The sequence below is a fragment of the Glutamicibacter sp. AGC46 genome, from assembly GCF_053543715.1.
In genome coordinates this window covers 1-21,041 of the sequence record NZ_JBLVOJ010000003.1, presented here as the reverse complement: position 1 = coordinate 21,041, position 21,041 = coordinate 1, and the positions used below count along the sequence as shown (strand labels likewise).

Genomic DNA, 21,041 nt, shown 5'->3' with positions numbered 1-21,041 from the left:
CGTGGCCAAGTGGGCGGAAAAGTAACTAGACTGGTGCGCAGGTCTAGAAATCTTGTGGGCCGCAGTGGTCGTATCACGTCCTCGAAAGACCACCGGCTCAAGCTAGAACAACGTAGAAATCAGGGAAGAGGCGTTGCACGTGCCAGAGCAAGCACACCACCGACTTACTGAAGAGTTTGGTGGAAACGAGTGGCTAGTAGACGAGCTGTTCGAACAGTATCTCGTCGACAAGAACTCGGTAGATAAGAAATGGTGGGATATTTTCGAATCTCTCGCCGCCGAAAAGAAGGCACCAGCAGCACCGGCAGCGCAGCCGGCGCCAGCAGCGGCAGCACCTGCCGCAGCATCTGCAGCCAACGGGCAGGGCGCGCCACGCGCCGCAGCCCAGGCCCGTGCCTCCGAACCAGCACCGGCTGCCAAGGCAGCACCAGCTCCGGCCGCTGAAGCCAAGAAGGCCGAGCCAGCACCGAAGACTGCGCCGATCCCGGCACAGGCTCCGAAGGCTACGCCGTCCACCGAACTTTTCGGTGAGGAAAAGCGCACCCCGCTGCGTGGACCAATGAAGGCCATCGCAACCAACATGGATGCCTCCCTCACCGTGCCTACGGCCACCACCGTGCGTGCCGTACCGGCGAAGGTGATGATCGACAACCGCATTGTCATCAACAACCACCTCAAGCGCGCTCGCGGCGGCAAGATCTCCTTCACCCACCTGATCGGCTTCGCCGTGATCCGTGCGCTGAAGCAGATCCCGTCGATGAACGTCACCTACGACGTGATCGACAAGAAGCCAACTGCGATCCAGCCAGCCCACGTGAACTTCGGCATCGCGATCGACATGCCGAAGCCGGATGGCACCCGCATGCTGGCCGTGCCGAACATCAAGGCTGCCGAGACCCTGAGCTTCAACGAGTTCTGGGCCACCTACGAAGACCTGATCAAGCGCGCCCGCGGCAACAAGCTGACCGCTGACGACTACGCAGGCACCACCGTTTCGCTGACCAACCCAGGCGGCATCGGCACCGTTCACTCGGTTCCACGCCTGTCCAAGGGCCAGGCCGCGATCATCGGCGTTGGCGCACTGGAATACCCGGCAGAGTACCGCGGCTCCTCGGAGAAGACCGTGGCCGCCCTGGGTATCGGCAAGCACATCACCCTGACCTCCACCTACGACCACCGCGTCATCCAGGGTGCAGGTTCGGGCGAATTCCTGAAGCTGGTCGAGTCGCTGCTGCTGGGCGAGCAGGGTTTCTACGACGAGATCTTCGAGCAGCTGCGCATCCCTTACGAGCCGGTTCGCTGGGCCGTTGACAACCAGGTCGACATCGACCTGCAGGTCAACAAGGTTGCCCGCATCCAGCACCTGATCAACTCCTACCGCGTGCGCGGCCACCTGATGGCCGATACCAACCCGCTGGAGTACGTCCAGCGCAAGCACCCGGACCTGGACATCAATTCCTACGGCCTGACCCTGTGGGATCTGGACCGCGAATGGCTGGCCGGCGGCCTGGGCGGCAAGGACCGCGGCCTGCTGCGCGACATCCTCGGCGTGCTGCGCGATGCCTACTGCCGCACCATCGGCACCGAGTACATGCACCTGCAGAACCCCGAAGAGCGCGAATGGTTCCAGGCCAAGCTGGAGTCCGGCTACGCCAAGCCAAGCCGCGAAGAGCAGCTGCGCATCCTGTCGAAGCTGAACTCCGCCGAGGCTTTCGAGACCTTCCTGCAGACCAAGTTCGTTGGCCAGAAGCGCTTCTCGCTGGAAGGCGGCGAATCGCTGATTCCACTGCTGGATGCGATCATCTCCGACGCAGCCGACGAGCAGCTGGACGAGGTCGCGATCGGCATGGCCCACCGCGGCCGCCTGAACGTGCTGACCAACATCGCCGGCAAGACCTACGCACAGGTCTTCCGCGAATTCGAAGGCACCGCAACCCCGGGCTCGGTCCAGGGTTCGGGCGATGTGAAGTACCACCTGGGCACCGAGGGTTCGTACACCTCGGATGCGGGCAACCAGACCAAGATCTACCTGGCTGCCAACCCATCGCACCTGGAAGCAGTCGATCCAGTGCTCGAGGGCATCACCCGCGCCAAGCTGGACCGCCTGAACCAGAAGAACACCGTGCTGCCGATCCTGGTCCACGGCGATGCGGCATTCGCCGGCCAGGGCGTGGTCTCCGAGGTACTGGCCATGAGCCAGCTGCCCGGCTACAAGACCGGCGGCACCGTCCACGTGATCGTGAACAACCAGATCGGCTTCACCACCGCGCCGAGCTCCTCGCGCTCCTCGGTGTACGCAACCGACGTTGCACGCACCGTGCAGGCTCCGATCTTCCACGTCAACGGGGATGACCCGGAGGCAGTGGTGCACGTGGGCCAGCTGGCCTTCGAGTACCGCCAGAAGTTCGGCAAGGACGTCGTCATCGACCTGGTGTGCTACCGCCGCCGCGGCCACAACGAGGGCGATGACCCTTCGATGACCCAGCCGATCATGTACAACCTGATCGAAGCCAAGCGCTCGACCCGCAAGCTGTACACCGAGGCCCTGGTGGGCCGCGGCGACATCACGCAGGAAGAAGCCGAGAACGTGCTGGCCGAGTACAAGGAGAACCTGGAGCGCATCTTCGCCGAGACGCATGCGGCCCAGACTTCGCCGATCCCGATCATCACCCCGGGCTCGACCATCAACGACCTGGAGAAGCCATTCGCCCAGGCTGCCGACGAGAACACCGTCGACGGCGCACGCGGCTCGGCCATCACCGCCCAGACGCTGGCGAAGATTGGTGCCGCCCACCTGGATATCCCGGCCGGCTTCACCATGCACACCAAGCTGAAGTCGCTGCTCGAGCGCCGCGAGAAGATGTCCCGCGAAGGCGGCATCGACTGGGGCTTCGCAGAACTGGCAGCCCTGGGCACCTTGACCATGGAAGGCGTGCCGGTCCGCCTGGCAGGCCAGGACTCGCGCCGCGGCACCTTCGTGCAGCGCCACGCAGTCTTCCACGACCGCGAGAACGACACCGAGTGGTACCCGCTGCACCACCTGGCCGAAGACCAGGCACCGCTGTGGATCTACGACTCCCTGCTCTCCGAATACGCCGCGCTCGGCTTCGAGTACGGCTACTCGGTAGAACGCCCGGATGCACTGGTCATGTGGGAAGCGCAGTTCGGCGACTTCGTCAATGGCGCGCAGACCGTGATCGACGAGTTCATCTCCTCCGCAGAGCAGAAGTGGTCGCAGTCCTCCTCGCTGGTCATGCTGCTGCCGCACGGCTACGAAGGCCAGGGCCCGGATCACTCCTCGGCCCGCATCGAGCGCTTCTTGCAGCTGTGCGCCGAGAACAACATGGTCGTTGCCCAGCCTTCCACCGGTGCAAACCACTTCCACCTGCTGCGCCGCCAGGCCTACGCCCGTCCGCGCAAGCCGCTGATCGTCTTCACCCCGAAGCAGCTGCTTCGCCTGAAGGCCGCGGCCAGCTCGGTAGAGGACTTCACCACCGGAGGCTTCCGCGAGGTCATCGGCGATGCGTCGATCACCGATGCGAACGCCGTGGACAAGGTGCTGCTGTGCTCGGGCCGCGTCTACTACGATCTGCTGGCCGCTCGCACCAAGGCGAACGACACCAAGACCGCGCTGGTACGCGTCGAGCAGCTCTACCCGGCTCCGGCCGAGCAGATCGCTGCCGAACTGGCCAAGTACCCGAACGCCGAGGTGGCTTGGGTCCAGGACGAGCCTGCGAACCAGGGTCCATGGCCGTTCTTCGGCTTGTACGTTGCACCGGCACTGGAGCAGAAGATCACCTTGATCTCCCGCCCGGCATCGGCTGCGACCTCCGCTGGCAATGCAAAGCGCCACGACGCAGAAAACGCAGTGCTGATCCAGCAGGCCTTCGCCCGCTAGACCGCATCGCCTGAACGCTGCTGGCCAACTGTTGCCGGCGAACTATCCGGGGGTTCCACCTCGGAGGTTCGCCGGCAACAGCGCTTTAACCCCGGCGCTGGTTTTTCGCAGGGAATTGTGGGGTTTAACCAATGACCGCCTCCCCCGATGCCAGCGTTCCGACTGCTAAGGTGGGGAGCGATTCATCATTTTTGAGCCAACGAAAGGTCGCCCAGTTGGAGTTACGCACAATCCGAATTACCGCAATCGGAGATGAGCTACTGGCCGGACATGGCGACCCGCGGGGCCTGGGCTGGTTCGGCCGCGTCATGGCCCGCACCCAGGATCCGGCCCTGCGCCTGCAGTCCTTCGTCCTGGCTTCCCCGGCCGAGGGATCCGAAGCGCTGGCCGAACGCTGGCTGGGGGAAGCCTCCCGCCGATTCAGCGACAAATACGAAAACCGCCTGGTCATCGCGCTCTCGGACCGCGACGTCGATCTGGATGTCACCACCGCGCGCAGCCGGCTGAACCTGGCCAACATCCTGGATTCGGCCTCGCAGATGAACATCAAGGCCTTGCTGGTCGGCCCGGCCCCGGGCCTGGATGATGCGCGCAACCAGCGCGTGGCAGAACTGAACCGCGTCTACTCGGATGTGGCGCTGCGCCGCAACCACCACTACGTCGATACCTTCACGCCCCTGCGTTCCCATGCCCAGTGGCGTGCCGATCTGAACGCTTCCGGCGGGGTGCCCGGCCAGGCAGGCTACGGGCTGATGGCCTGGCTGGTGCTGCACCGCGGCTGGTATTCCTGGCTGGAGTTGCCTGAGCCAGGCGAGGGCTAGGGACCGCCGGTCCGTTAGGAAAATGGGCCGGAAGTGTGAAAGACTATGAGCCGGCCCGAATTTTCGGGAAGCAATATTGTTCCCTCTAAGGAGTCACCATGTCGAAGCGCGCTCGTAAGCGTCGCGATCGCAAGCGTGGCGGTGCCAACCACGGCAAGCGCCCAAACAGCTAAGCGAAGCTAACAAAAAAGAACCCCGTACCCTTCGAGATCAACTCGGAAGATACGGGGTTTCTCTTTGCCGTGCTAGTGGCCTGATTCCACGCGGATCTGCGAGATCCGCGCGATGATGCTGGCCTTCAAGGTCTGCGGGGCATGCTCCTGGCAGCTGCGGCGCACCACCGAGCGGATGATGCACTCCAGATCGTACTGCTCGGTGCATTCCGGGCAGCCATCCAGATGGGACTTGACCTCCTTGAGGTCATCGAGCGTCAGCGCTCCGTCGAGGTACTCGTAGATGCGGACGATGCGGTCATCGGCGCAATCACCCATTGAATTGCAATCCATCTTATTTCGCTCCTCGGTCAGCCTTGGCGGCACTCTTGCTCTGGGTGCCGGTGGCGATCCCACGATCTGCTGCGTAATCGGCCAGCAGTTCCCTCAAGTTCTTGCGTCCGCGATGCAACCGGGACATCACGGTGCCGATCGGCACGCCCAGGATCTCGCTGGCTTCCTTGTAGCTGAAGCCCTCGACATCCACGAAGTAGACGGCCATGCGGAAATCCTCGCCGATCGACTGCAGCGCGGCTTTCACATCCGAATCCGGAAGGTGGTCCAGCGCCTCGGCCTCGGCCGAGCGCAAGCCGGTCGGCGAATGCTCCATGGCCTGGGCCATCTGCCAATCCTCGACCGTATCGGTGGAAGTGCGCAGCGGCTCGCGTTGGCGCTTGCGGTACAAATTGATGTACGTGTTGGTCAGGATGCGGTACAGCCAGGCCTTCAGGTTGGTGCCCGGCTTGTACTGGTGGAAGGCGGAATAGGCCTTGGTGTAGGCCTCCTGCACCAAATCCTCGGCATCCGACGGGTTGCGCGCCATGCGCAGGGCAGCCGAATAGAGCTGGTCCACGTACTGCATCGCGTCACGCTCGAAGCGTTCGCGGCGCTGCTGCTCGGACTCGGAGGCCACATCGGGCAAATTCTCGTCCACACTCTTGTTGTTCATCACTGCCGAGTCTACGCGTTCGAACGGCTTTATGCGCGTGCCAGCGCGGGCCCGGGCCGGCCGCGGTTGCTCGGCGACGGCGCAAGCGGTGCCGCCGGCGTTTGAAGTGTCCTGTCGTATCGTCACAGTAGGTATAACCAGCGGAGCTAAAGCCTTATTCCCGCACCGATCTCGGCTAGAATTAGGCAGCGGGCGCACAGTACTTGCGGTACTGCCAGCGGCCCCGAATTGAAGCCTCGAGCCTAAGGATCTACCAATCAGCACTGCAAGCGCCCCCGGGAGCCCCCTCGATCAGCTGCACGACGCAGAAAAGAACTGGTGGGCAGCGCCCTATGCCGCCGCCGGACTGGATGCAACCGTCCCGGTGCCAGCTTCGAAGTCGCTGACCAACCGGTATCTGATCCTTGCGGCCCTGGCCTCCTCGCCATCCACGATCCACAACACGCTGATCAGCCGCGACACCGAGCTGATGCTCAGCGCCCTGGCCGGATTCGGGGTCGGGATCAAGCGCACCGAGCAGGCCGACGGCTCCACCACCGTGGACATCACCCCGGGCCAGCTGGCCGCCGGACCGCTGGCGATCGACTGCGGCTTGGCGGGCACGGTGATGCGCTTCGTTCCCCCATTGGCTGCCGTCGCCGGCGCCAAGGTGGCCTTCGACGGCGACGCCGCGGCCCGCGTGCGGCCCATGGCCCCGGTACTGGACGCGCTGGCAGCCTTGGGCGCCCGCATCGACTACGCCGGGAGCACCGGCATGCTGCCCTTCACCATTGATGCCAGCGAGCTGAAGCAGGATGCCGAAGTGGTCATCGACGCGTCGGGCAGCTCCCAGTTCATCTCCGCGCTGCTGCTGGTTGGCCAGGCCCTGCCCGGCGGGCTGAAGCTGCGCGCGGCGCCGGGGCCTATCGCTTCCCCGGACCACATCGCGATGACCGTCCAGACCCTGCGCGATTTGGGCGTAGAGGTAAGCGTCGATGCCGACGCGCGCGGCTGGAGCATCGCCCCGGGCCAGCTGGCGGGCTTCACCGTCACCGTGGAACCGGACCTGTCCAACGCCGGACCGTTCCTGGCGGCCGCGCTGGCGAGCCATGGCACCGTGAGCGTGCCCTTCTGGCCTGCCAGGACCACCCAGGTCGGCGGCAAGTGGGTAGAAATACTGGCCGCGATGGGAGCGGAAGTCAGCCACGGCGGCGACGGCGTGCTCACCGTGCGCGGAACCGGAGTCATCCGCGGCATCGACTACGCCGACGCCTCCGAGCTGGCCCCTACCCTGGCAGCACTGTGCGTGCTGGCCGATTCGCCGAGCAAGCTGACCGGCATCGGGCACCTGCGCGGCCATGAAACCGATCGGCTGGCCGCGCTGGAAACCGAATTGTCCAAGGTGGGCGCCAGAATCACCGCCACCGCGGACGCGCTGGAAATCGTTCCCGGAGCCCTGCAGGCAGCGGATATCGATTCCTACGAGGACCATCGCATGGCGACCGCCGGTGCCCTGCTGGGCCTGGCCATCGACGGGGTGCGCGTGGAAAACATCGCCACCACCGCCAAGACCATGCCGGATTTCCCGCAGCTATGGTCCCGCATGGCGGCTACCGCAAAGGGCCAGGGCTAATGCGCTACTCCGACTACGACGAATCCTCGGTCCGCGTCCGCCCCAACAAGAAGGGCAGCCGTCCGCGCACCAAGGACCGCCCGGCCTACGAACAGGCGGTCATCGGCCGCATCATCACCGTGGACCGCGGCCGCTACACCGCAATCCTGGATGAGGACACCGCCACGGAGCGCATCGTCATCGCCGCCCGGGCCCGCGAGCTGCGCCGCCAGGCGATCGTGCCCGGGGACCTGGTGGGACTGGTGGGCGACACCTCCGGAAAGCCCGATACCCTGGCCCGGCTGATCCGCATCGAAGAGCGCACCACGCTGCTGCGCCGCAGCGCCGACGACACCGACGCCACCGAGCGCGTGGTCGTCGCCAATGTCGACAAGCTGGTCATCGTCGTGGCCGCCGCCAATCCCGAGCCGCGCACCGGCTTCGTGGACCGCGCGCTGGTCGCCGCCTTCGACGCCGGCATCCAGCCGGTGCTGTGCGTGACCAAGGCGGATGTGAAGGATCCGGCCGACTTCCTCAAGCACTACGAGGGACTGGAGTTCCCCGTGGTCATCTCCCGCACCACCACTGCCGACGCCTCCGGCGTGGACGCGCGCGGCGCCGACGGTTCCAGCGCCCGGCTGGATGCCGGCGCGCTGGCCGAACTCGAAGAGATCCTCTCCGGCTGCGTCTCGGTAGTGCTGGGCCACTCCGGAGTAGGCAAGTCCACCCTGGTCAACGCCCTGACCGGTTCGACCCGCGCCACCGGGCACGTCAACGCGGTCACCGGCCGCGGACGCCATACCTCGTCCAACGCCCTGGCACTGCGCCTGGGCGACACCCCTGGATCCTGGCTGATCGACACCCCCGGCATCCGTTCTTTCGGGCTGGGACTGGTAGACCGGGACAATATCCTGGCCGCCTTCGAGGACCTGGCAGAAATCGCCACCGGCTGCCCGCGCGGTTGCACCCATGCCGCCGGCGAGGCGGGCTGCGCGCTGGAAGCTTGGGCCGAAAATGCCGAAGGCACCCAGGCCGCTGACCGGTTGGCCTCCTACCGCCGGCTGGTCACCACCGAGGAAACCACGCACGAAAAGGAGCTCGGCGCGCTCTAGGCGCCCGCAACACCATGGCTGAATACACCCTGCAGCAAGATCTCGACTTCGCCCTGGCTCTGGCCGGGAAGGTCGACGCCTTCACCCTGGCCCGCTACGGCGCCAACGACCTGGTGGTCGAATCCAAGCCGGACATGACCCCGGTCTCCGACGCCGACCGCGGCGCCGAGCAGCTGATCCTGGCCGAGCTGGCCGCCCACCGCCCCGATGATTCGGTGCTCGGCGAAGAATTCGGCGTGCACGGAACCGGCTCCCGGCGCTGGGTCATCGACCCGATCGACGGCACCAAGAACTTCGTGCGCCGCGTACCCGTCTGGGCCACGCTGATCGCGCTGGAGATCGACGGCGAACCGGTGCTGGGAGTCATCTCCGCCCCGGCCATGACCCGCCGCTGGCATGCCGCGAGCGGCCTGGGCGCGTACGTCACCGAACCGGGTGCCACCGCCGGTACCACCGCCACCCGCCAGATCAAGGTCTCCTCGGTGAGCGAGCTGTCTGACTCCTCGCTGGCCTACGCCTCGCTGAACGGCTGGAAGGAGGCCGGCAAGCTCGAGGGCTTCCTGGAACTGCTGGATACCGCGTGGCGCACCCGCGGCTACGGGGATTTCCTGTCCTACGCGCTGCTGGCCGAAGGCGCGGTCGATGCGGCCTTCGAACCCGAACTGGAGCTCTACGACATGGCCGCCCTGGTGCCGGTGGTACGCGAAGCCGGGGGCCGCTTCACCTCGGTGGCCGGAGAAGAGGGCTGCCATGGCGGCAACGCCCTGGCCACCAACGGCAAGCTGCACGAGGCGATCCTTCCCTACCTGAACCGCAGCTAGGCAGCGCGAGGACGATGGCAACTGCACGACGCGGGCCGGCCGGGCTGACCACCAGCGAAGAGGACTACCTCAAGGCGGTGTACCTGCTCACCGAATGGGAAGACACCGAAGTGGGCACCGGCGCGCTGGCCGACCAGCTGGGCTTGTCCCCTGCCTCGGCCACCGCCATGGTGCAGAAGCTCGCAGCCAAGCACCTGGTCCATCACGTGCCGCGCGGGGCCATTACGCTCAGCGGCACCGGCCGGCGCGAGGCCTTGCGCATGGTGCGCCGCCACCGCCTGCTGGAAACATTCCTGCGTGATGAGCTGGGCTACGGCTGGGACGAGGTGCATGACGAGGCCGAGGCCCTGGAGCACACCGTCACCGACCGCTTCATCAACGCCCTGGAAGCCCGGCTGGGCCACCCGCGCCACGATCCGCATGGCGACGCGATTCCCAGCGCGGAAGGGGAACTGCCGGTCTCCGGGGCCATCCGGCTTGACCGCTTCTCCGGTGCCCGGGCCGTCATCGACCGGATCAGCGATGAAGATCCCCAGTTCCTGCGTCGTGCCGCCGCCCAGGGGCTGGTTCCCGGGGCGGTCATCGAGCTGCCGCATCAGCTGGATTTCATTGAGGCTTCGCTGATCTGGGTGCGCAAAGCCTAGCTGATTGCCGGCTGTGCAAGAATTAAAAGCAGCGACGCGCTGCACGGTGCGCCCCACTGCCAAAGGGAGAGCCATTGGAGACACGACCGATCATCCTGGGCATCCCGGATCGCCTCGATCCCCACGTTCTGGACGCAGCCGCAGACCTCGCAGGCGCGCTCGGAGCGCGGTTGCTTTGCGTCCACGTGGATCCCACCCGCTATCCGCTCGAAGAGCTTCCCGATGGCACCATCCGCAGCGCACCGCTGGATCCCGAATCCGGGGACGAAGCAATTGAGCGCTTCCCGGCACGGCTTCTGCAGCAGCTCGAAGCCCAGCTCGGCGGATCGGGACTGGAATGGCAGGCGCATGCCGCGGCCGGTGGCCCCGGTCAGCAGCTGTCGCATCTTGCCCTGCAGCATGATGCGGCGCTGATTGTGCTCGGGGTTCGGGAGCGTTCCATGGCCAACACTATTGGGGAACTGCTCAACGGTTCGGTAGCGGTGCATCTGACCCATCGACAGCGCCATCCGGTGCTCCTCGTCCCGCCACGCCGCGCAGAACAGATTCGCAATTCATGACCCGTCCGCCAACACCCATGGCCCAGCGCCCCGCGCAGGGTTCCTTCCTCAACCCGCGTTTCCTGCTGCTGGTATTCCTTGGCGGCGCTGCCGGTACTGCCTGCCGGCAAGGCCTGGGCCTGCTGCTGCCAGATCCCGGCGGTTTCCCGATCGCGATTTTCCTAGCCAACATGCTGGGGGCGTTCCTGCTCGGCCTGCTGCTCGAGGCGCTTTCGCATCCCGGCCTCGACGAGGGCAAGCGTCACCGGCTGCGGCTGCTGCTGGGCACCGGTTTCCTGGGCGGCTTCACGACCTACAGCGCGCTGGCCACCGGCAGCATGCAGATGTTCGCATCCGGCGCAGCGCTCCATGCCCTGGGTTACGCACTGTTCACGGTGTTCTTCGGTGCATTGGCAACCTGGTGCGGAATCGCCGCCGGTGCTAGGCGCATGGCCCGGAAATCGGGAGGGCTTCACTAGTGCTCTCCCCCGGCTTATTTCTTATCGTTGCGCTCTGCGGCGGCCTTGGCGCCTGCCTGCGTTTCGTGGTCGATGCCCTGATCAAGCGGTGGCTTCCGGCCCCGCTGCCCTGGGGCACGATCCTGGTCAATCTCTCCGGCTCCTTCGCGCTGGGTGCGCTGACCGGGCTGATGGCCCAGCAGTTGTTGTCGGCGCAATGGCTTGCCGCCATAGGTTCAGGATTGCTCGGCGGCTACACGACGTTTTCGGCGGCCAGTTTCGAAACTGTCCGGCTGCTCCAGGCCGGCCGCCTCGCAGCCAGCCTGGCCAATGCATTGGGGACCCTCGCTGGAGCGGTGCTCGCGGCATTGCTCGGCTACCACGTCGCTGGGCTCTTCTAGCCGCAAACGAAAAATGCCAAGCCTTTCGGCTTGGCATTCCATCAGTTCTAGCGTGCTGCCCGGCGTCCCTTGGGAGCACCCGCTCGTGCCCGGCTCGGAACTTGCTTCGGTGGCTGCTTGGTTCGATCGTGCGGGACCACGTATCCGCCGGTGGCGATGACCAGAATGGCGCTGATGCCGGTCAACGCAAGCATTCCGATGGCCCAAATCTGCGATTGATCGTAGAAGGAATGGTCGACGCTCAGCCACAGCACGTAGGCTCCGATGAGGTAAATGATATGGACCAGGAGCAGACGGGTTCGCAGCCTCAACTTGATGACGGCTTTCGGCGAGAAGAAAATCGACCAGAGGATCAGCAGCGGGACAACTACTACAAGGATTGCTGGAATTGTCGGCCATGGGATGAAAGCGATAGCGGCTAGTGCCGCGGCGAAAAGCAATCCTACTTCCAAGAGGAAGGCAACTGCCGCATAGCTTGCTGAAAGGAAAGGCGATACCCGCTGGGAACTGTTTTTACCCATCGACTTCAATCTCACTCCGTTTCTGCACACGCTGTCGTTTCGAAAGCCTTGGACTTTCATTTCAAGTCTATGTGTAAATTCTCCATCCCGCGAACAGGCTCGCGATGTGACTGCGGACTCCGAAACAAACAAAAAGCTCCGGAGCCAGACCTATGGGCCTGGCTCCGGAGCTGGATATTGTGGAGATGGGGAGAATTGAACTCCCGTCCGATGTGGTGTTGCCAGGTCTTCTCCGGGCGCAGTTTGCTGCGGATTTTCTCTGCCCCAACCATCACGCAAACATGTGGTTGATCCGGGCACAGTTGCCTAAATGTGTATCCAGAAGCGGCAACATCCGCTGGATACATTGGCTATCTAAATGACGTTAGGAACAGGGGCGATAGCGTCCCCTGGCTAACGGACCGTCTGGCTGCTTAGGCAGCGAGAGCGAAGTCAGTGCGCTTTGATTCGGCACTTATTGGTTTGCAAAGGGCGTTTACGAGATAACTTTGCGTCCTCGGCCCGCTTCATCTGTCGCGACTCACACCGTCGAAACCGATCATCCCCGTATTTTGTTGTCAGTCCCGGTCTCCCGGGTACAACCACACCCTAGGGCGTGTCTACCAATCATAGCGCACTGCCCGGGTTTCCCCCAATGCGAAATGCGCCACAAGCTAGCCTTATGCGTTTCCGCGGTTGCGTTCGCGCATGGCACGCAACGCCTCGCGATTATCCTGCTTTTCCCTCAGGGTCTGGCGCTTGTCGTATTCGCGCTTACCGCGGGCAACGCCGATCTCCAGCTTCGCCCGACCGGATTTGAAGTACAAGCTCAGCGGGACGACGGTCAGGCCGGCTTCACTGATTTTGCGTTCGATCTTGAGCAGTTCCTGGCGGTGCAGCAAGAGCTTGCGGCGACGACGGGCCGCGTGATTGGTCCACGATCCATTGAGGTACTCGGGGATGTAGACGTTCTCGATGTACAGCTCGCCACGGTAGAACTGGCCGAAACCGTCAACCAGCGAGGCCTTGCCTTCGCGAAGCGACTTCACCTCAGTACCCGTGAGCACCATGCCAGCTTCGAAGGTGTCGAGTATTTCGAAATCGTGGCGCGCCTTGCGGTTGCTCGCGATTACTCGATCTTCTTGATTCTTCTTAGCCACGTTACTCCTTGCATGTCGCGGGCGGATTCCCGCGCACAGATTACAAGTCTAGCGCTAGAGAAGTCCCAAGGGGTTCACATGTGAACCATTGATGATCGTTTCGAAGTGCAGATGGCAGCCGGTCGAATTGCCGGTGGTGCCAACGTAGCCTATAACCTGGCCCTGCTTCACATGCTGGCCGACGCTTACCGCGATGCGGGACATGTGGTGATAGTTGGTGGCCAGGGCCTTTCCCTTGATGACGCCGTGAGAAACGGTGACCTTGTTACCCGAGGATCCGCCCCAACCGGCCATCCACACTTCACCGGAGGCAGCAGCCGTGATTGGCGAGCCGCACTGGCCGCCGAATCCCCAGTCAATGCCTGCGTGGACATAGCCGCCACGGCCGCCATAGTCGATTGTTCCAGCTGGAGTCGGGCGCCACCCGAAGGTCGAGGTCAATCGGTTACTGGTAGTGGGCTTAACCAAACCCCAGCTGCTTGGCTCGGCATATGTCGGTGCCTTTGGCTCGGATTTGGGTGCTACATAGGCCTTCTTCTTGTAGGCCTTTTTCTCTGCGCGAGCTTCTGCTGCCTTGCGCTCCTGCTCAGCTTCGTAGGCCGCCTTTTCCTCGGCGATGCGCTTTCGCTCGGCTTCTGCTTCGCGGCGCGCTTTTTCTTCTGCCTTGCGCTTGCGTTCGGCAGCTTCCCTGATCAAGCGCTCCTGGCGTTCCTTGATCTGCTGGTTGACCGCGGCGTATTCCTTCTGCTGCGATTGCAGTTTCGCCTGGATACGCGGCTTCTGCGCTTCAAGTTCAGCACTGAGTTCTTCGGTGCTGGCAACCAGCGCATCCAGTTCGTTCTTGGCGTTCTGCGCAGCATCTCGCGCCGCCTGCTCCTGCGCCAAGGCTTCCTCAGCCTGGGCTTTCAGGGAGGAAATTTCCTTTTCAACAGCAACCAGGCGAAGCTTGTTGCTTTCATTGCTGGCTTGTTCCTGGGCCAGGTCATTGTATGCGGCATTCTGGGATTCCATGGCGCGGTTGGCCATGTCCAGGCCATCGGCCATCTTGGTCGCCGAATCCATGTTGAGGATCATGTCCAGCCCGCCAGAAACGCCGCCGCGCTTATAAGCCTCAGAAGCGATCTGCGCCATCGCATCTTGAGCGTCGGAAAGCTTAGCCGCGTTTTCCTCGATCTGCTTAGCCACTTCATCACGAGTCGCTTGCGCGCTGATTAAGCGGTTGTTGAGATCGGAAAGGGTGGCCTGTGCATTGGCTACGCGGCTTTGCGCGTCAGCCAATGCCTGCTGGGCTACAGGAACCTGTGCTTGCTGGTCACGCAATTTCCTGTCGGTTTCTTGAATGTCGGCATCCAAGAATTCCATGTCGTTCTCGAGGGTATCGATGTTCTTTTCGACTTGAGCTTTCTTGTCGTCCAGCTCATCGGCGGCTACCAGCCCTGCGGGCAGCGTGAGCGCGAGAGCCATTGCTCCACCGATGGAGGCGCGTAAGAATTTACGTCGCACTGCGTTCGACAGCATAAAGCTCCTTTTAGAAATTGCGTACTTCAGTTCAAGCCTAGATAACGTTTCAGCTAAACCTTCAGGTAACGCTTCAACGTTACCACTGATGAAATTGTGGCCAAAACGATACCAATAATCAAGAGTATCGGAGCAACTAGCCATATTTCGCTGGTGGAGATGAACGCTACACCGACGTTTTCATTGGCCAACTTATCCTCGACGAGGAACTTCAGCAGCAACCACAAGGTGCCAGAAGCCAGCAATCCACCAATCAGCGACGCGATGACTCCTTCGATAATGAACGGCAGCTGAATCGTTGCTTTCGATGCACCAACCAGTCGCATGATCGTTGTTTCGAGTCGCCGGTGCATGGCTGAGAGCTGGATAGTCGTACCGGTCAGCAGCACCGCGCAAACAATCATCACGATTGCAACGACAGCAGCGGCGGCGGATGCCACGCGCACCAACTGGAAGACCTTTTCAAGCAGTTCCCGTTGGTCAATGACCGAGTCAACGCCTTGTACCGTGGAGAACGCTTCGTTGATCACCGGATACTTCTCCGGATCTACCAGTGCGACGCGGAATGATTCGGGCAGCTGCTCAGCAGTGACCTGGTCAACCAATGCCGAGTTCTCGTATTGGTCGAGGAAGTTTTCGTATGCCTGGTCCTTCGACTCGTAGGCGAATTCCTTGATATACGGCGCAAGCTGCTCTGATTTGAGCATCTCTTCAATGCTCTGGCGCTGCTCTTCGGAAACCGCGCTACCAGCGCAGTTGGGCGAAGTGCTCGTGTCATCACAGAGGTACACCGCAACTTCCATGCGGTCGTACCAGTAGCCCTTCATCTGGTTGATCTGGAGCTGCAGTAATACCGAGGCACCGACGAAGGTCAACGATACGAAAGTCACCAGCACCACAGAGACGACCATGACGACATTCTGCCGCAGGCCCTTCGCCGCTTCGCGGAGAATAAATCCTAGTCTCACTGGTCCTCGTCTTTCTTGTCCTCAGCAACCTGTGACTCTTCGTCGTACTCCACGGCGGAATCGCCGACGAGCAGTTCGCGCGAACCGTCCTGGTTCACCACGGTGGTCATCGGGGCGTACTGTCCATCAATTTCATCGCGGATGACCTGCCCGCGACTCAGTTCAATAACGCGGTGGCGGTATTCGCTCACCAGTTCATGTGCGTGCGTAGCCATCAGGACAGTCGTACCGTTCTGGTTAATGCGGTTGAGCACGTTCATGACTTCGATGCTGTTCTTGCGGTCGAGGTTACCCGTAGGCTCATCGGCAAGCAGGATCGAGGGCCTGTTCACAATCGCGCGGGCAATGCCGACGCGTTGCTGCTCGCCACCGGAAAGTTCAGTTGGCTTGCGACGCGCCTTATCTTCAAGGCCGACCATTTTAAGTGCATCTGGCACACGCTCGCGGATCTGGGCCCGTGAAGCTCCAATGACCTCCATGGCGAACGCGACGTTGTCGAAGACCGTGCGCTCGCGCAGCAGGCGGAAGTCCTGGAAAACGAAACCGATGTCACGGCGCAGCTTAGGCACACGGCGGCTCGGAATGCGGTTGAGGTTCTGTCCCGCCACGTAGACGGATCCGTCGGTGGAGCGCTTTTCGCGCAGCACCAAGCTGAGGAAGGTCGACTTACCCGAACCGGATTCGCCAACCAAGAAGGCGAACTCGCCACGGTCTATCTCGATGTTTATATCGTCCAAAGCTGCATTCTGCTGCTTTGGCTCGTAAACCATCGAGACGTTTTCGAATTTAATCATGTCTTCAATCACTAGTCTTCGTCGGGGCGCGACCCACGAATACCAATCTCGAGATCAAACGTCTTTTGGTGCGCCAGTCTTCCAAACACTATCGGTGCCAGGTAGCTAACCAGCCGAAATATAAGGTGTGTTGCGAGATTCATGCCGTACATACAGCTAACGCAGAATGCCCAGCTTAGGCATGACTAGCTGGAATTAGCGAAACGGAGTTCGTAACGGTGATGATACTTACACCCTCTGTGGCAAAAGCGTTTAGACCAGCTGGAATTCGCGATTTCGCTTACTTACTAGGGCGACGCTGTCCTGCACGCCAGCGGATGCCTGCATCAATGAAATCGTCAATTTCACCATCAAGTACTGCCTGGGTATTGCCGACTTCATGTTCGGTACGCAGGTCCTTGACCATTTGGTACGGATTAAGCACATAGGATCGCATCTGATCGCCCCAAGATGCCTTCACATCTCCGGCGAATTCCTTCTTCTGGGCGTCTTCTTGTTCCTTCTTCAGAAGCAGCAACCGCGATTGCAGAACTCGAAGTGCGGCAGCACGGTTCTGGATCTGCGACTTTTCGTTCTGCATCGAGACGACAACTCCGGTAGGAATATGCGTCATGCGTACTGCAGAGTCGGTGGTGTTAACGCTCTGTCCGCCAGGGCCAGAGGAACGGAAGACGTCCACGCGGATTTCAGATTCAGGGATTTCGATGGTGTCAGTCTGCTCAATCAGCGGCACGACCTCCACTGCGGCAAACGACGTCTGGCGACGTCCCTGATTATCGAATGGTGAAATACGAACCAGACGGTGCGTGCCGGCTTCTACCGAGAGTGTGCCGAAGGCATACGGTGCGTCGATTTCGAAGGTTGCCGATTTAAGGCCGGCCTCCTCGGCATACGAGGTATCCATAACGGTGGCCTTGTAACCACGGCGTTCAGCCCAGCGCAGGTACATGCGCAAAAGCATCTCTGCGAAATCGGCGGCATCAACGCCGCCGGCACCGGAGCGAATCGTGACAACCGCTCCGCGAGCATCGAATTCACCGTTGAGAAGGGTAACAATTTCGAGTTCGGCAAGGGACTTCTGGACGCTGACGAGCTCTCTATCCGCTTCGTGCAACGTATCATCGTCGTCTTCAAGTTCAGCAAGCTCAACCAAGACTTCCAAATCGTCGATGCGGGTCTTCAGCCGGGTCAGCCGTTCCAGCTCAGACTGGCGATGCGATAGCTTGCTGGTAACGATCTGCGCGGCGGCCGGATCATCCCAGAGGTTCGGAACGCCAGCTTCCTCCGAGAGGACTGCGATGTCAGCTTTGATCTGCTCGACATCGCTCACGTCTTCAATTGCGGAGAATGTAGAACGCAGTGAGCGGATTTCAGCGGAGAAGTCAGTTTTTGCCATGGTCCTCTAAGACTACGTCATTTAGCCATTGATCAATGAGTCCGGTGCTATCGCCGAAAAGAAGTTCCAATCGAGGTTTTCACTGAAAATCGCGCTGTGGAACCCCTAGCCAACTTGCAAGGCTTGCATCCACGGGTCGATCGGGAATCCGGCCAGTCAGTTCTCGAACAGTATTTCTGAACTGGGATTTGGAGGTGGGGTCCGCAAGCTTCCAAAGAAGCCCGAACTACCGCAAAAATGATGGATCCGGTTGCGCTGGATCCATCCTTCTTGGATTCCGCTCCTGGGGCATGCAGCAGCGTTGCTCGCTGACACGTTCTTTCTCTTGCTTCCCCGTACTTGTGCATTTCCCGCTTCCCTGGAACATCCATGCTGCTCTGCGCGGAGGTGTTCACCTGCTCAGTACAGTTCTTGCTGATGAATCTACAGATATTGGTACTCCGTCTGGAACGATCCACCCCACTATCGGCGGTTGCACCGAGCCCTGCAGCACGAGATTCGCGCCTTGCCCATCAGGCGTGATCTGCACCCGGCCAATGCGTAAATTGTCGACGCGGCCGGCCGCACCCACATCCGAAAGGTACTGTTGCACGGCTTGTTGCACGCGCTGCTGGTCCAACTGAATCCTCGGGTCGCCATTGTCCGCAACAAATTCGAATTCATCCACGGCAGCCACGACCGCCCCGTCGGCAATTGACAACAGCTGACGCGCTTTGAGGTTGACTGCGCTGACTGCTAGCACCACTGAAATTGTCAGCAAAGTGATGGCGCACAAGCCGATTGCCAGCACTAAGGATTGTCCATCCTCGTCCCGTGGATTCAGGGCAGCGCGTTTTGTCCTAGCCAAAGCGATCAGTCCTTTGCGAGGCTGAAGAATCCACGGTGAAAGCAGATACCTCTGCCCAGTCGGAAACGAAAGGAAGGGGAACATCCAACGCTACCGTCACAGTGACGACACTGCCCGGACTCAAGCATTCCTTGTCGCAACTAATCGATGTGCGAGCGTCGGCATATCCAAAGTTGTTCATGGTTCTTCGTACGACTGCGTGCGCATCTGACCTTGCCTGGGCGGGGTTATCGGCGGCGGCGAAAACCTTCGCTGCATGATCAGCAGCTCCAACCACGGCATAGCTACCGCCTTGCAGCTGTCCGACGGCCAGAATCAGGTACACCATGGGAATCAGCAAGACAGTTGAAGCAAAAATAAACTCCACTATCGCGCTGCCGCGATCTTCGGCCCGGATTCTCTTGTGCATCGCGGCAGCGAGATACTTGGCTCTACCCATAACGCACAGCTTCTCCCTGAACCTGCAAATCCCACCCGTTGGGCAAGAACCCGATTAAGGGCACCCTCGTGTTAACCGATACGGTTACCAACTGGCTATCACCAACGCGGGTTGTGCTCACAGCAATGTCACGGGCAAATCCGCCATGCAAGCTTTCGGTGATCAACATCCGAGTTCTGCTTCGAGCGTCGGATACTGACCGATTGGCCAAAGCACCGTAATGGGCGCCGTTCGATGCTGCGTCAATCAGGGTGTTGCGCACATGCAGTACCAACGCGAGTTGGATGAGCGTCATTGCGATGACCACAAGCAACGTTGTGACCATGACAAATTCGGCTACAGCAGACCCGTTCTCGCAATCTACAAGTTCCGCAGATTCCGAATTTCCAGGAGACCCCGCACTCGACCACATGCGCGGTTATCCCAATCCGGAAACTCGATCGATCGCTTGGTTGAACAGGTCCTGCAGCCTAGGCCCTGCAATGGCCAGCAAGGCGGCAACCAGCAACGCGGACATGAGTGTGAAGGTTTGCTCATCGCTACTAGAGATTGAAAGCTTCAAAGCGCATTGCAACGCTCACCAAAGGCAAGTTCCGCCGAACCATTTTTCAAAGTGAAAAGCTCTAGTCCAAGATTACGAACTTCAAAACTCCCGAGAATCACAGGGAACCTCGGAGTCATCTAAACCACTTATGATTGTTCACTTGTCAATATTATGGTTAGACTGTTGCCAGTTAGACTCGATCAAGATGCATGTTGCAGAAGGCTAACTCGTGGGCTACTCAACACGCCGAGCAGCCGTCTACATTAAAACAGTTGAGGAGGCCAGGGTGAGTATCCCTACTCCAAATCAGGTATTCCCATCTAAAAAGCCCGTCTTGACTGTACCACTCAGGTCGACGCGGAGTGGCGGAGAATGGCATCATTGCCGACTTCCCCCAGATGGGATCTGTCCTACTCATCCTGAAATAGATCGCTCGTTCAACAATGTTCCTGTAGCCGTACGAGAATTGGTACGTGCCCAATTTGAATCCAAATGGGATCGCGCGATCAAAGGTGACCTGAAATTCGGTTCTAAGGATGACGTTGGTGAGGTGTTTACTCGCCCGCCAGTGCTCTTTGAAATGCGAGTAAATCACGGGGCCAGAGAAAGTCGTCAGCAACGAAGATTCTTGTTTCGCTTGTACTTCGCGGAGCCGATCGACCTAACTGGCGTGATGTTGGCCCTCAAGTTCGGGAGAAAGCCCGGCGACGGGGATACGCAGGGGGTTCAACAATCTCATATCGAAGAAGCCGGTGAAAGATTCCGCGAAGGTCTCAAGGACGACTACCTTTGGGGATATATTAACAAGAGCCAGGCAACACAATAGGAAGGAAGCAAAGATGTCCGCAGTCAACCCATTTGCTAGTTCGACTACGACCTCTTCACTTCTTGCCACTGACATAGTTCGTGGCTTGGATACGCTGATCGACACTTTAACCAGTGCGAGAATTCGCAAGGGCTACTCACCTAGAGAACTAGCCGAACAAATAGGCTTTGACGAAGAAGATGTACTCGATTTCGAGCATCACGATTTTTCTCCACCTGTTGAGTTTGTAATGGCTTATGGGATCGCCGTTGCTGTTCATATTCAGTTCCTAGCATCAGATGGTGAAGCTTGGGCACGTAGGAAACGAGCGTCAACGGTGGAACGTGAGATCGCCAAGGTGTTCAAGCCATCAGACAGAGACGCTGCTTCCTCTTTGTTTGAGCGTGTGCTAGGAAGCAAGACGGCTGTAGCTCATGTCTAATCAGACACATCCAAAGTCAGCTGACTTGATTACAGACATAGTGCTCATCCATCCTCGTGTAACCGATGCTCAAGCTACATCGTCACCAAAAACACTCTCGGATGAGGTCTCTTTTCAGCTTGGTCTATTCCTAGAAACAGACGACCAGGAAATGATCCTAGCTACGAATCTCAGTGTTACTC

General features: G+C 60.6%; 24 protein-coding genes and 1 other RNA gene. 13 read left to right on the top strand and 12 right to left on the bottom strand.

Annotated elements, in window-relative coordinates; all coding sequences use genetic code 11:
* Nucleotides 1-139 precede the first annotated feature (139 nt).
* From ACNPM8_RS00845 to ACNPM8_RS00835, 3 genes are all read left to right on the top strand, one after another.
* The gene (locus ACNPM8_RS00845) at nt 140-3,898 is read left to right on the top strand and encodes a multifunctional oxoglutarate decarboxylase/oxoglutarate dehydrogenase thiamine pyrophosphate-binding subunit/dihydrolipoyllysine-residue succinyltransferase subunit (protein ID WP_105658380.1); all 3,759 of its coding nucleotides are present in this window, start codon (nt 140-142) and stop codon (nt 3,896-3,898) included.
* 215 nt (nt 3,899-4,113) lie between these two features.
* Nucleotides 4,114-4,719 carry a GDSL-type esterase/lipase family protein gene (locus ACNPM8_RS00840; protein WP_448939037.1) on the top strand — a complete coding sequence of 202 codons (606 nt, stop codon included), beginning with the start codon at nt 4,114-4,116 and terminating at the stop codon, nt 4,717-4,719.
* A 98-nt stretch (nt 4,720-4,817) separates the two neighbouring features.
* Nucleotides 4,818-4,892 (top strand): 50S ribosomal protein bL37, encoded by a 75-nt coding sequence (locus ACNPM8_RS00835; protein ID WP_369299107.1) that lies wholly within the window; start codon nt 4,818-4,820, stop codon nt 4,890-4,892.
* Nucleotides 4,893-4,964: 72 nt separating this feature from the next.
* Here the strand turns inward: ACNPM8_RS00835 and rsrA are convergent, their stop codons facing one another.
* Together rsrA and ACNPM8_RS00825 are read right to left on the bottom strand one after the other, a co-directional pair.
* Complete coding sequence (rsrA, locus tag ACNPM8_RS00830) at nt 4,965-5,225, bottom strand: mycothiol system anti-sigma-R factor (protein ID WP_105658379.1); 261 nt, start codon at nt 5,223-5,225, stop codon at nt 4,965-4,967.
* Nucleotide 5,226: 1 nt separating this feature from the next.
* A complete protein-coding gene (locus ACNPM8_RS00825) occupies nt 5,227-5,880 on the bottom strand; it encodes a sigma-70 family RNA polymerase sigma factor (RefSeq protein ID WP_166650812.1) in 654 nt (217 codons plus the stop codon).
* A gap of 295 nt (nt 5,881-6,175) precedes the next feature.
* On the opposite strand from ACNPM8_RS00825, the gene aroA reads away from it, so the two are divergent.
* From aroA to crcB, 7 genes are all read left to right on the top strand, one after another.
* Complete coding sequence (aroA, locus tag ACNPM8_RS00820) at nt 6,176-7,492, top strand: 3-phosphoshikimate 1-carboxyvinyltransferase (RefSeq protein ID WP_133834483.1); 1,317 nt, start codon at nt 6,176-6,178, stop codon at nt 7,490-7,492.
* Nucleotides 7,492-8,583, top strand: coding sequence for a ribosome small subunit-dependent GTPase A (gene rsgA, locus ACNPM8_RS00815; protein WP_105658377.1), 1,092 nt, complete (start codon nt 7,492-7,494; stop codon nt 8,581-8,583). Before aroA ends, rsgA begins: the two co-directional genes overlap by 1 nt.
* Before the next feature lie 14 nt (nt 8,584-8,597).
* Complete coding sequence (locus ACNPM8_RS00810) at nt 8,598-9,404, top strand: inositol monophosphatase family protein (protein ID WP_105658376.1); 807 nt, start codon at nt 8,598-8,600, stop codon at nt 9,402-9,404.
* A gap of 14 nt (nt 9,405-9,418) precedes the next feature.
* Nucleotides 9,419-10,048, top strand: coding sequence for a metal-dependent transcriptional regulator (locus ACNPM8_RS00805; RefSeq protein WP_105658375.1), 630 nt, complete (start codon nt 9,419-9,421; stop codon nt 10,046-10,048).
* A gap of 74 nt (nt 10,049-10,122) precedes the next feature.
* Complete coding sequence (locus ACNPM8_RS00800) at nt 10,123-10,608, top strand: universal stress protein (protein ID WP_166650813.1); 486 nt, start codon at nt 10,123-10,125, stop codon at nt 10,606-10,608.
* A complete protein-coding gene (locus ACNPM8_RS00795) occupies nt 10,605-11,066 on the top strand; it encodes a CrcB family protein (protein WP_105658373.1) in 462 nt (153 codons plus the stop codon). Before ACNPM8_RS00800 ends, ACNPM8_RS00795 begins: the two co-directional genes overlap by 4 nt.
* Nucleotides 11,066-11,446 (top strand): fluoride efflux transporter CrcB, encoded by a 381-nt coding sequence (gene crcB, locus ACNPM8_RS00790; protein ID WP_105658372.1) that lies wholly within the window; start codon nt 11,066-11,068, stop codon nt 11,444-11,446. The genes ACNPM8_RS00795 and crcB overlap by 1 nt, the downstream gene beginning before the upstream one ends.
* 47 nt (nt 11,447-11,493) lie before the next feature.
* Here crcB and ACNPM8_RS00785 read toward each other — a convergent pair whose 3' ends face one another.
* From ACNPM8_RS00785 to ACNPM8_RS00740, 10 genes are all read right to left on the bottom strand, one after another.
* A complete protein-coding gene (locus ACNPM8_RS00785; RefSeq protein WP_166650814.1) occupies nt 11,494-11,967 on the bottom strand; it encodes a DUF2568 domain-containing protein in 474 nt (157 codons plus the stop codon).
* A 177-nt stretch (nt 11,968-12,144) separates the two neighbouring features.
* Nucleotides 12,145-12,513: a transfer-messenger RNA gene (gene ssrA / locus ACNPM8_RS00780) on the bottom strand.
* A gap of 113 nt (nt 12,514-12,626) precedes the next feature.
* Nucleotides 12,627-13,106 (bottom strand): SsrA-binding protein SmpB, encoded by a 480-nt coding sequence (gene smpB, locus ACNPM8_RS00775; protein WP_105658370.1) that lies wholly within the window; start codon nt 13,104-13,106, stop codon nt 12,627-12,629.
* 54 nt (nt 13,107-13,160) lie between these two features.
* Nucleotides 13,161-14,624, bottom strand: coding sequence for a M23 family metallopeptidase (locus tag ACNPM8_RS00770; protein WP_105658369.1), 1,464 nt, complete (start codon nt 14,622-14,624; stop codon nt 13,161-13,163).
* Nucleotides 14,625-14,677: 53 nt separating this feature from the next.
* Complete coding sequence (gene ftsX / locus ACNPM8_RS00765) at nt 14,678-15,592, bottom strand: permease-like cell division protein FtsX (protein ID WP_105658368.1); 915 nt, start codon at nt 15,590-15,592, stop codon at nt 14,678-14,680.
* Nucleotides 15,589-16,386, bottom strand: a complete 798-nt coding sequence (ftsE, locus tag ACNPM8_RS00760) for a cell division ATP-binding protein FtsE (RefSeq protein WP_105658367.1) — start codon at nt 16,384-16,386, stop codon at nt 15,589-15,591. Before ftsE ends, ftsX begins: the two co-directional genes overlap by 4 nt.
* A 280-nt stretch (nt 16,387-16,666) precedes the next feature.
* Nucleotides 16,667-17,782, bottom strand: a complete 1,116-nt coding sequence (gene prfB / locus ACNPM8_RS00755; protein WP_105658366.1) for a peptide chain release factor 2 — start codon at nt 17,780-17,782, stop codon at nt 16,667-16,669.
* 391 nt (nt 17,783-18,173) lie between these two features.
* The gene (locus tag ACNPM8_RS00750; protein ID WP_332487271.1) at nt 18,174-18,572 is read right to left on the bottom strand and encodes a hypothetical protein; all 399 of its coding nucleotides are present in this window, start codon (nt 18,570-18,572) and stop codon (nt 18,174-18,176) included.
* Between the two features lie 49 nt (nt 18,573-18,621).
* Entirely contained in the window at nt 18,622-19,068 is a 447-nt protein-coding gene (locus ACNPM8_RS00745) for a hypothetical protein (protein WP_105658364.1), read from the bottom strand.
* Nucleotides 19,061-19,480: a TadE family protein gene (locus ACNPM8_RS00740; protein WP_105658363.1), complete on the bottom strand. Its 420-nt coding sequence runs from the start codon at nt 19,478-19,480 to the stop codon at nt 19,061-19,063. The genes ACNPM8_RS00745 and ACNPM8_RS00740 overlap by 8 nt, the downstream gene beginning before the upstream one ends.
* Before the next feature lie 418 nt (nt 19,481-19,898).
* Between ACNPM8_RS00740 and ACNPM8_RS00735 the strand changes: the two genes are divergently transcribed.
* The 3 genes from ACNPM8_RS00735 to ACNPM8_RS00725 form a co-directional block, all read left to right on the top strand.
* Nucleotides 19,899-20,438, top strand: coding sequence for a hypothetical protein (locus tag ACNPM8_RS00735; RefSeq protein WP_448939036.1), 540 nt, complete (start codon nt 19,899-19,901; stop codon nt 20,436-20,438).
* Nucleotides 20,439-20,451: 13 nt separating this feature from the next.
* Nucleotides 20,452-20,859 carry a hypothetical protein gene (locus ACNPM8_RS00730; RefSeq protein WP_448939035.1) on the top strand — a complete coding sequence of 136 codons (408 nt, stop codon included), beginning with the start codon at nt 20,452-20,454 and terminating at the stop codon, nt 20,857-20,859.
* Nucleotides 20,852-21,041: hypothetical protein (locus ACNPM8_RS00725; protein WP_448939034.1), on the top strand; the 190-nt coding region annotated here is incomplete at its 3' end. The genes ACNPM8_RS00730 and ACNPM8_RS00725, both read left to right, overlap by 8 nt.

Coding starts and splice junctions, on each gene's coding strand:
- ftsE (WP_105658367.1), bottom strand. CDS start 16,386: ATGATTAAATTCGAAAACGTCTCGATGGTTTACGAGCCAAAGCAGCAG.
- rsrA (WP_105658379.1), bottom strand. CDS start 5,225: ATGGATTGCAATTCAATGGGTGATTGCGCCGATGACCGCATCGTCCGC.
- ACNPM8_RS00770 (WP_105658369.1), bottom strand. CDS start 14,624: ATGCTGTCGAACGCAGTGCGACGTAAATTCTTACGCGCCTCCATCGGT.
- ACNPM8_RS00740 (WP_105658363.1), bottom strand. CDS start 19,480: ATGTGGTCGAGTGCGGGGTCTCCTGGAAATTCGGAATCTGCGGAACTT.
- ACNPM8_RS00785 (WP_166650814.1), bottom strand. CDS start 11,967: ATGGGTAAAAACAGTTCCCAGCGGGTATCGCCTTTCCTTTCAGCAAGC.
- prfB (WP_105658366.1), bottom strand. CDS start 17,782: ATGGCAAAAACTGACTTCTCCGCTGAAATCCGCTCACTGCGTTCTACA.
- ACNPM8_RS00745 (WP_105658364.1), bottom strand. CDS start 19,068: ATGGGTAGAGCCAAGTATCTCGCTGCCGCGATGCACAAGAGAATCCGG.
- ACNPM8_RS00805 (WP_105658375.1), top strand. CDS start 9,419: ATGGCAACTGCACGACGCGGGCCGGCCGGGCTGACCACCAGCGAAGAG.
- ACNPM8_RS00810 (WP_105658376.1), top strand. CDS start 8,598: ATGGCTGAATACACCCTGCAGCAAGATCTCGACTTCGCCCTGGCTCTG.
- rsgA (WP_105658377.1), top strand. CDS start 7,492: ATGCGCTACTCCGACTACGACGAATCCTCGGTCCGCGTCCGCCCCAAC.
- ACNPM8_RS00730 (WP_448939035.1), top strand. CDS start 20,452: ATGTCCGCAGTCAACCCATTTGCTAGTTCGACTACGACCTCTTCACTT.
- ACNPM8_RS00825 (WP_166650812.1), bottom strand. CDS start 5,880: ATGAACAACAAGAGTGTGGACGAGAATTTGCCCGATGTGGCCTCCGAG.
- ACNPM8_RS00795 (WP_105658373.1), top strand. CDS start 10,605: ATGACCCGTCCGCCAACACCCATGGCCCAGCGCCCCGCGCAGGGTTCC.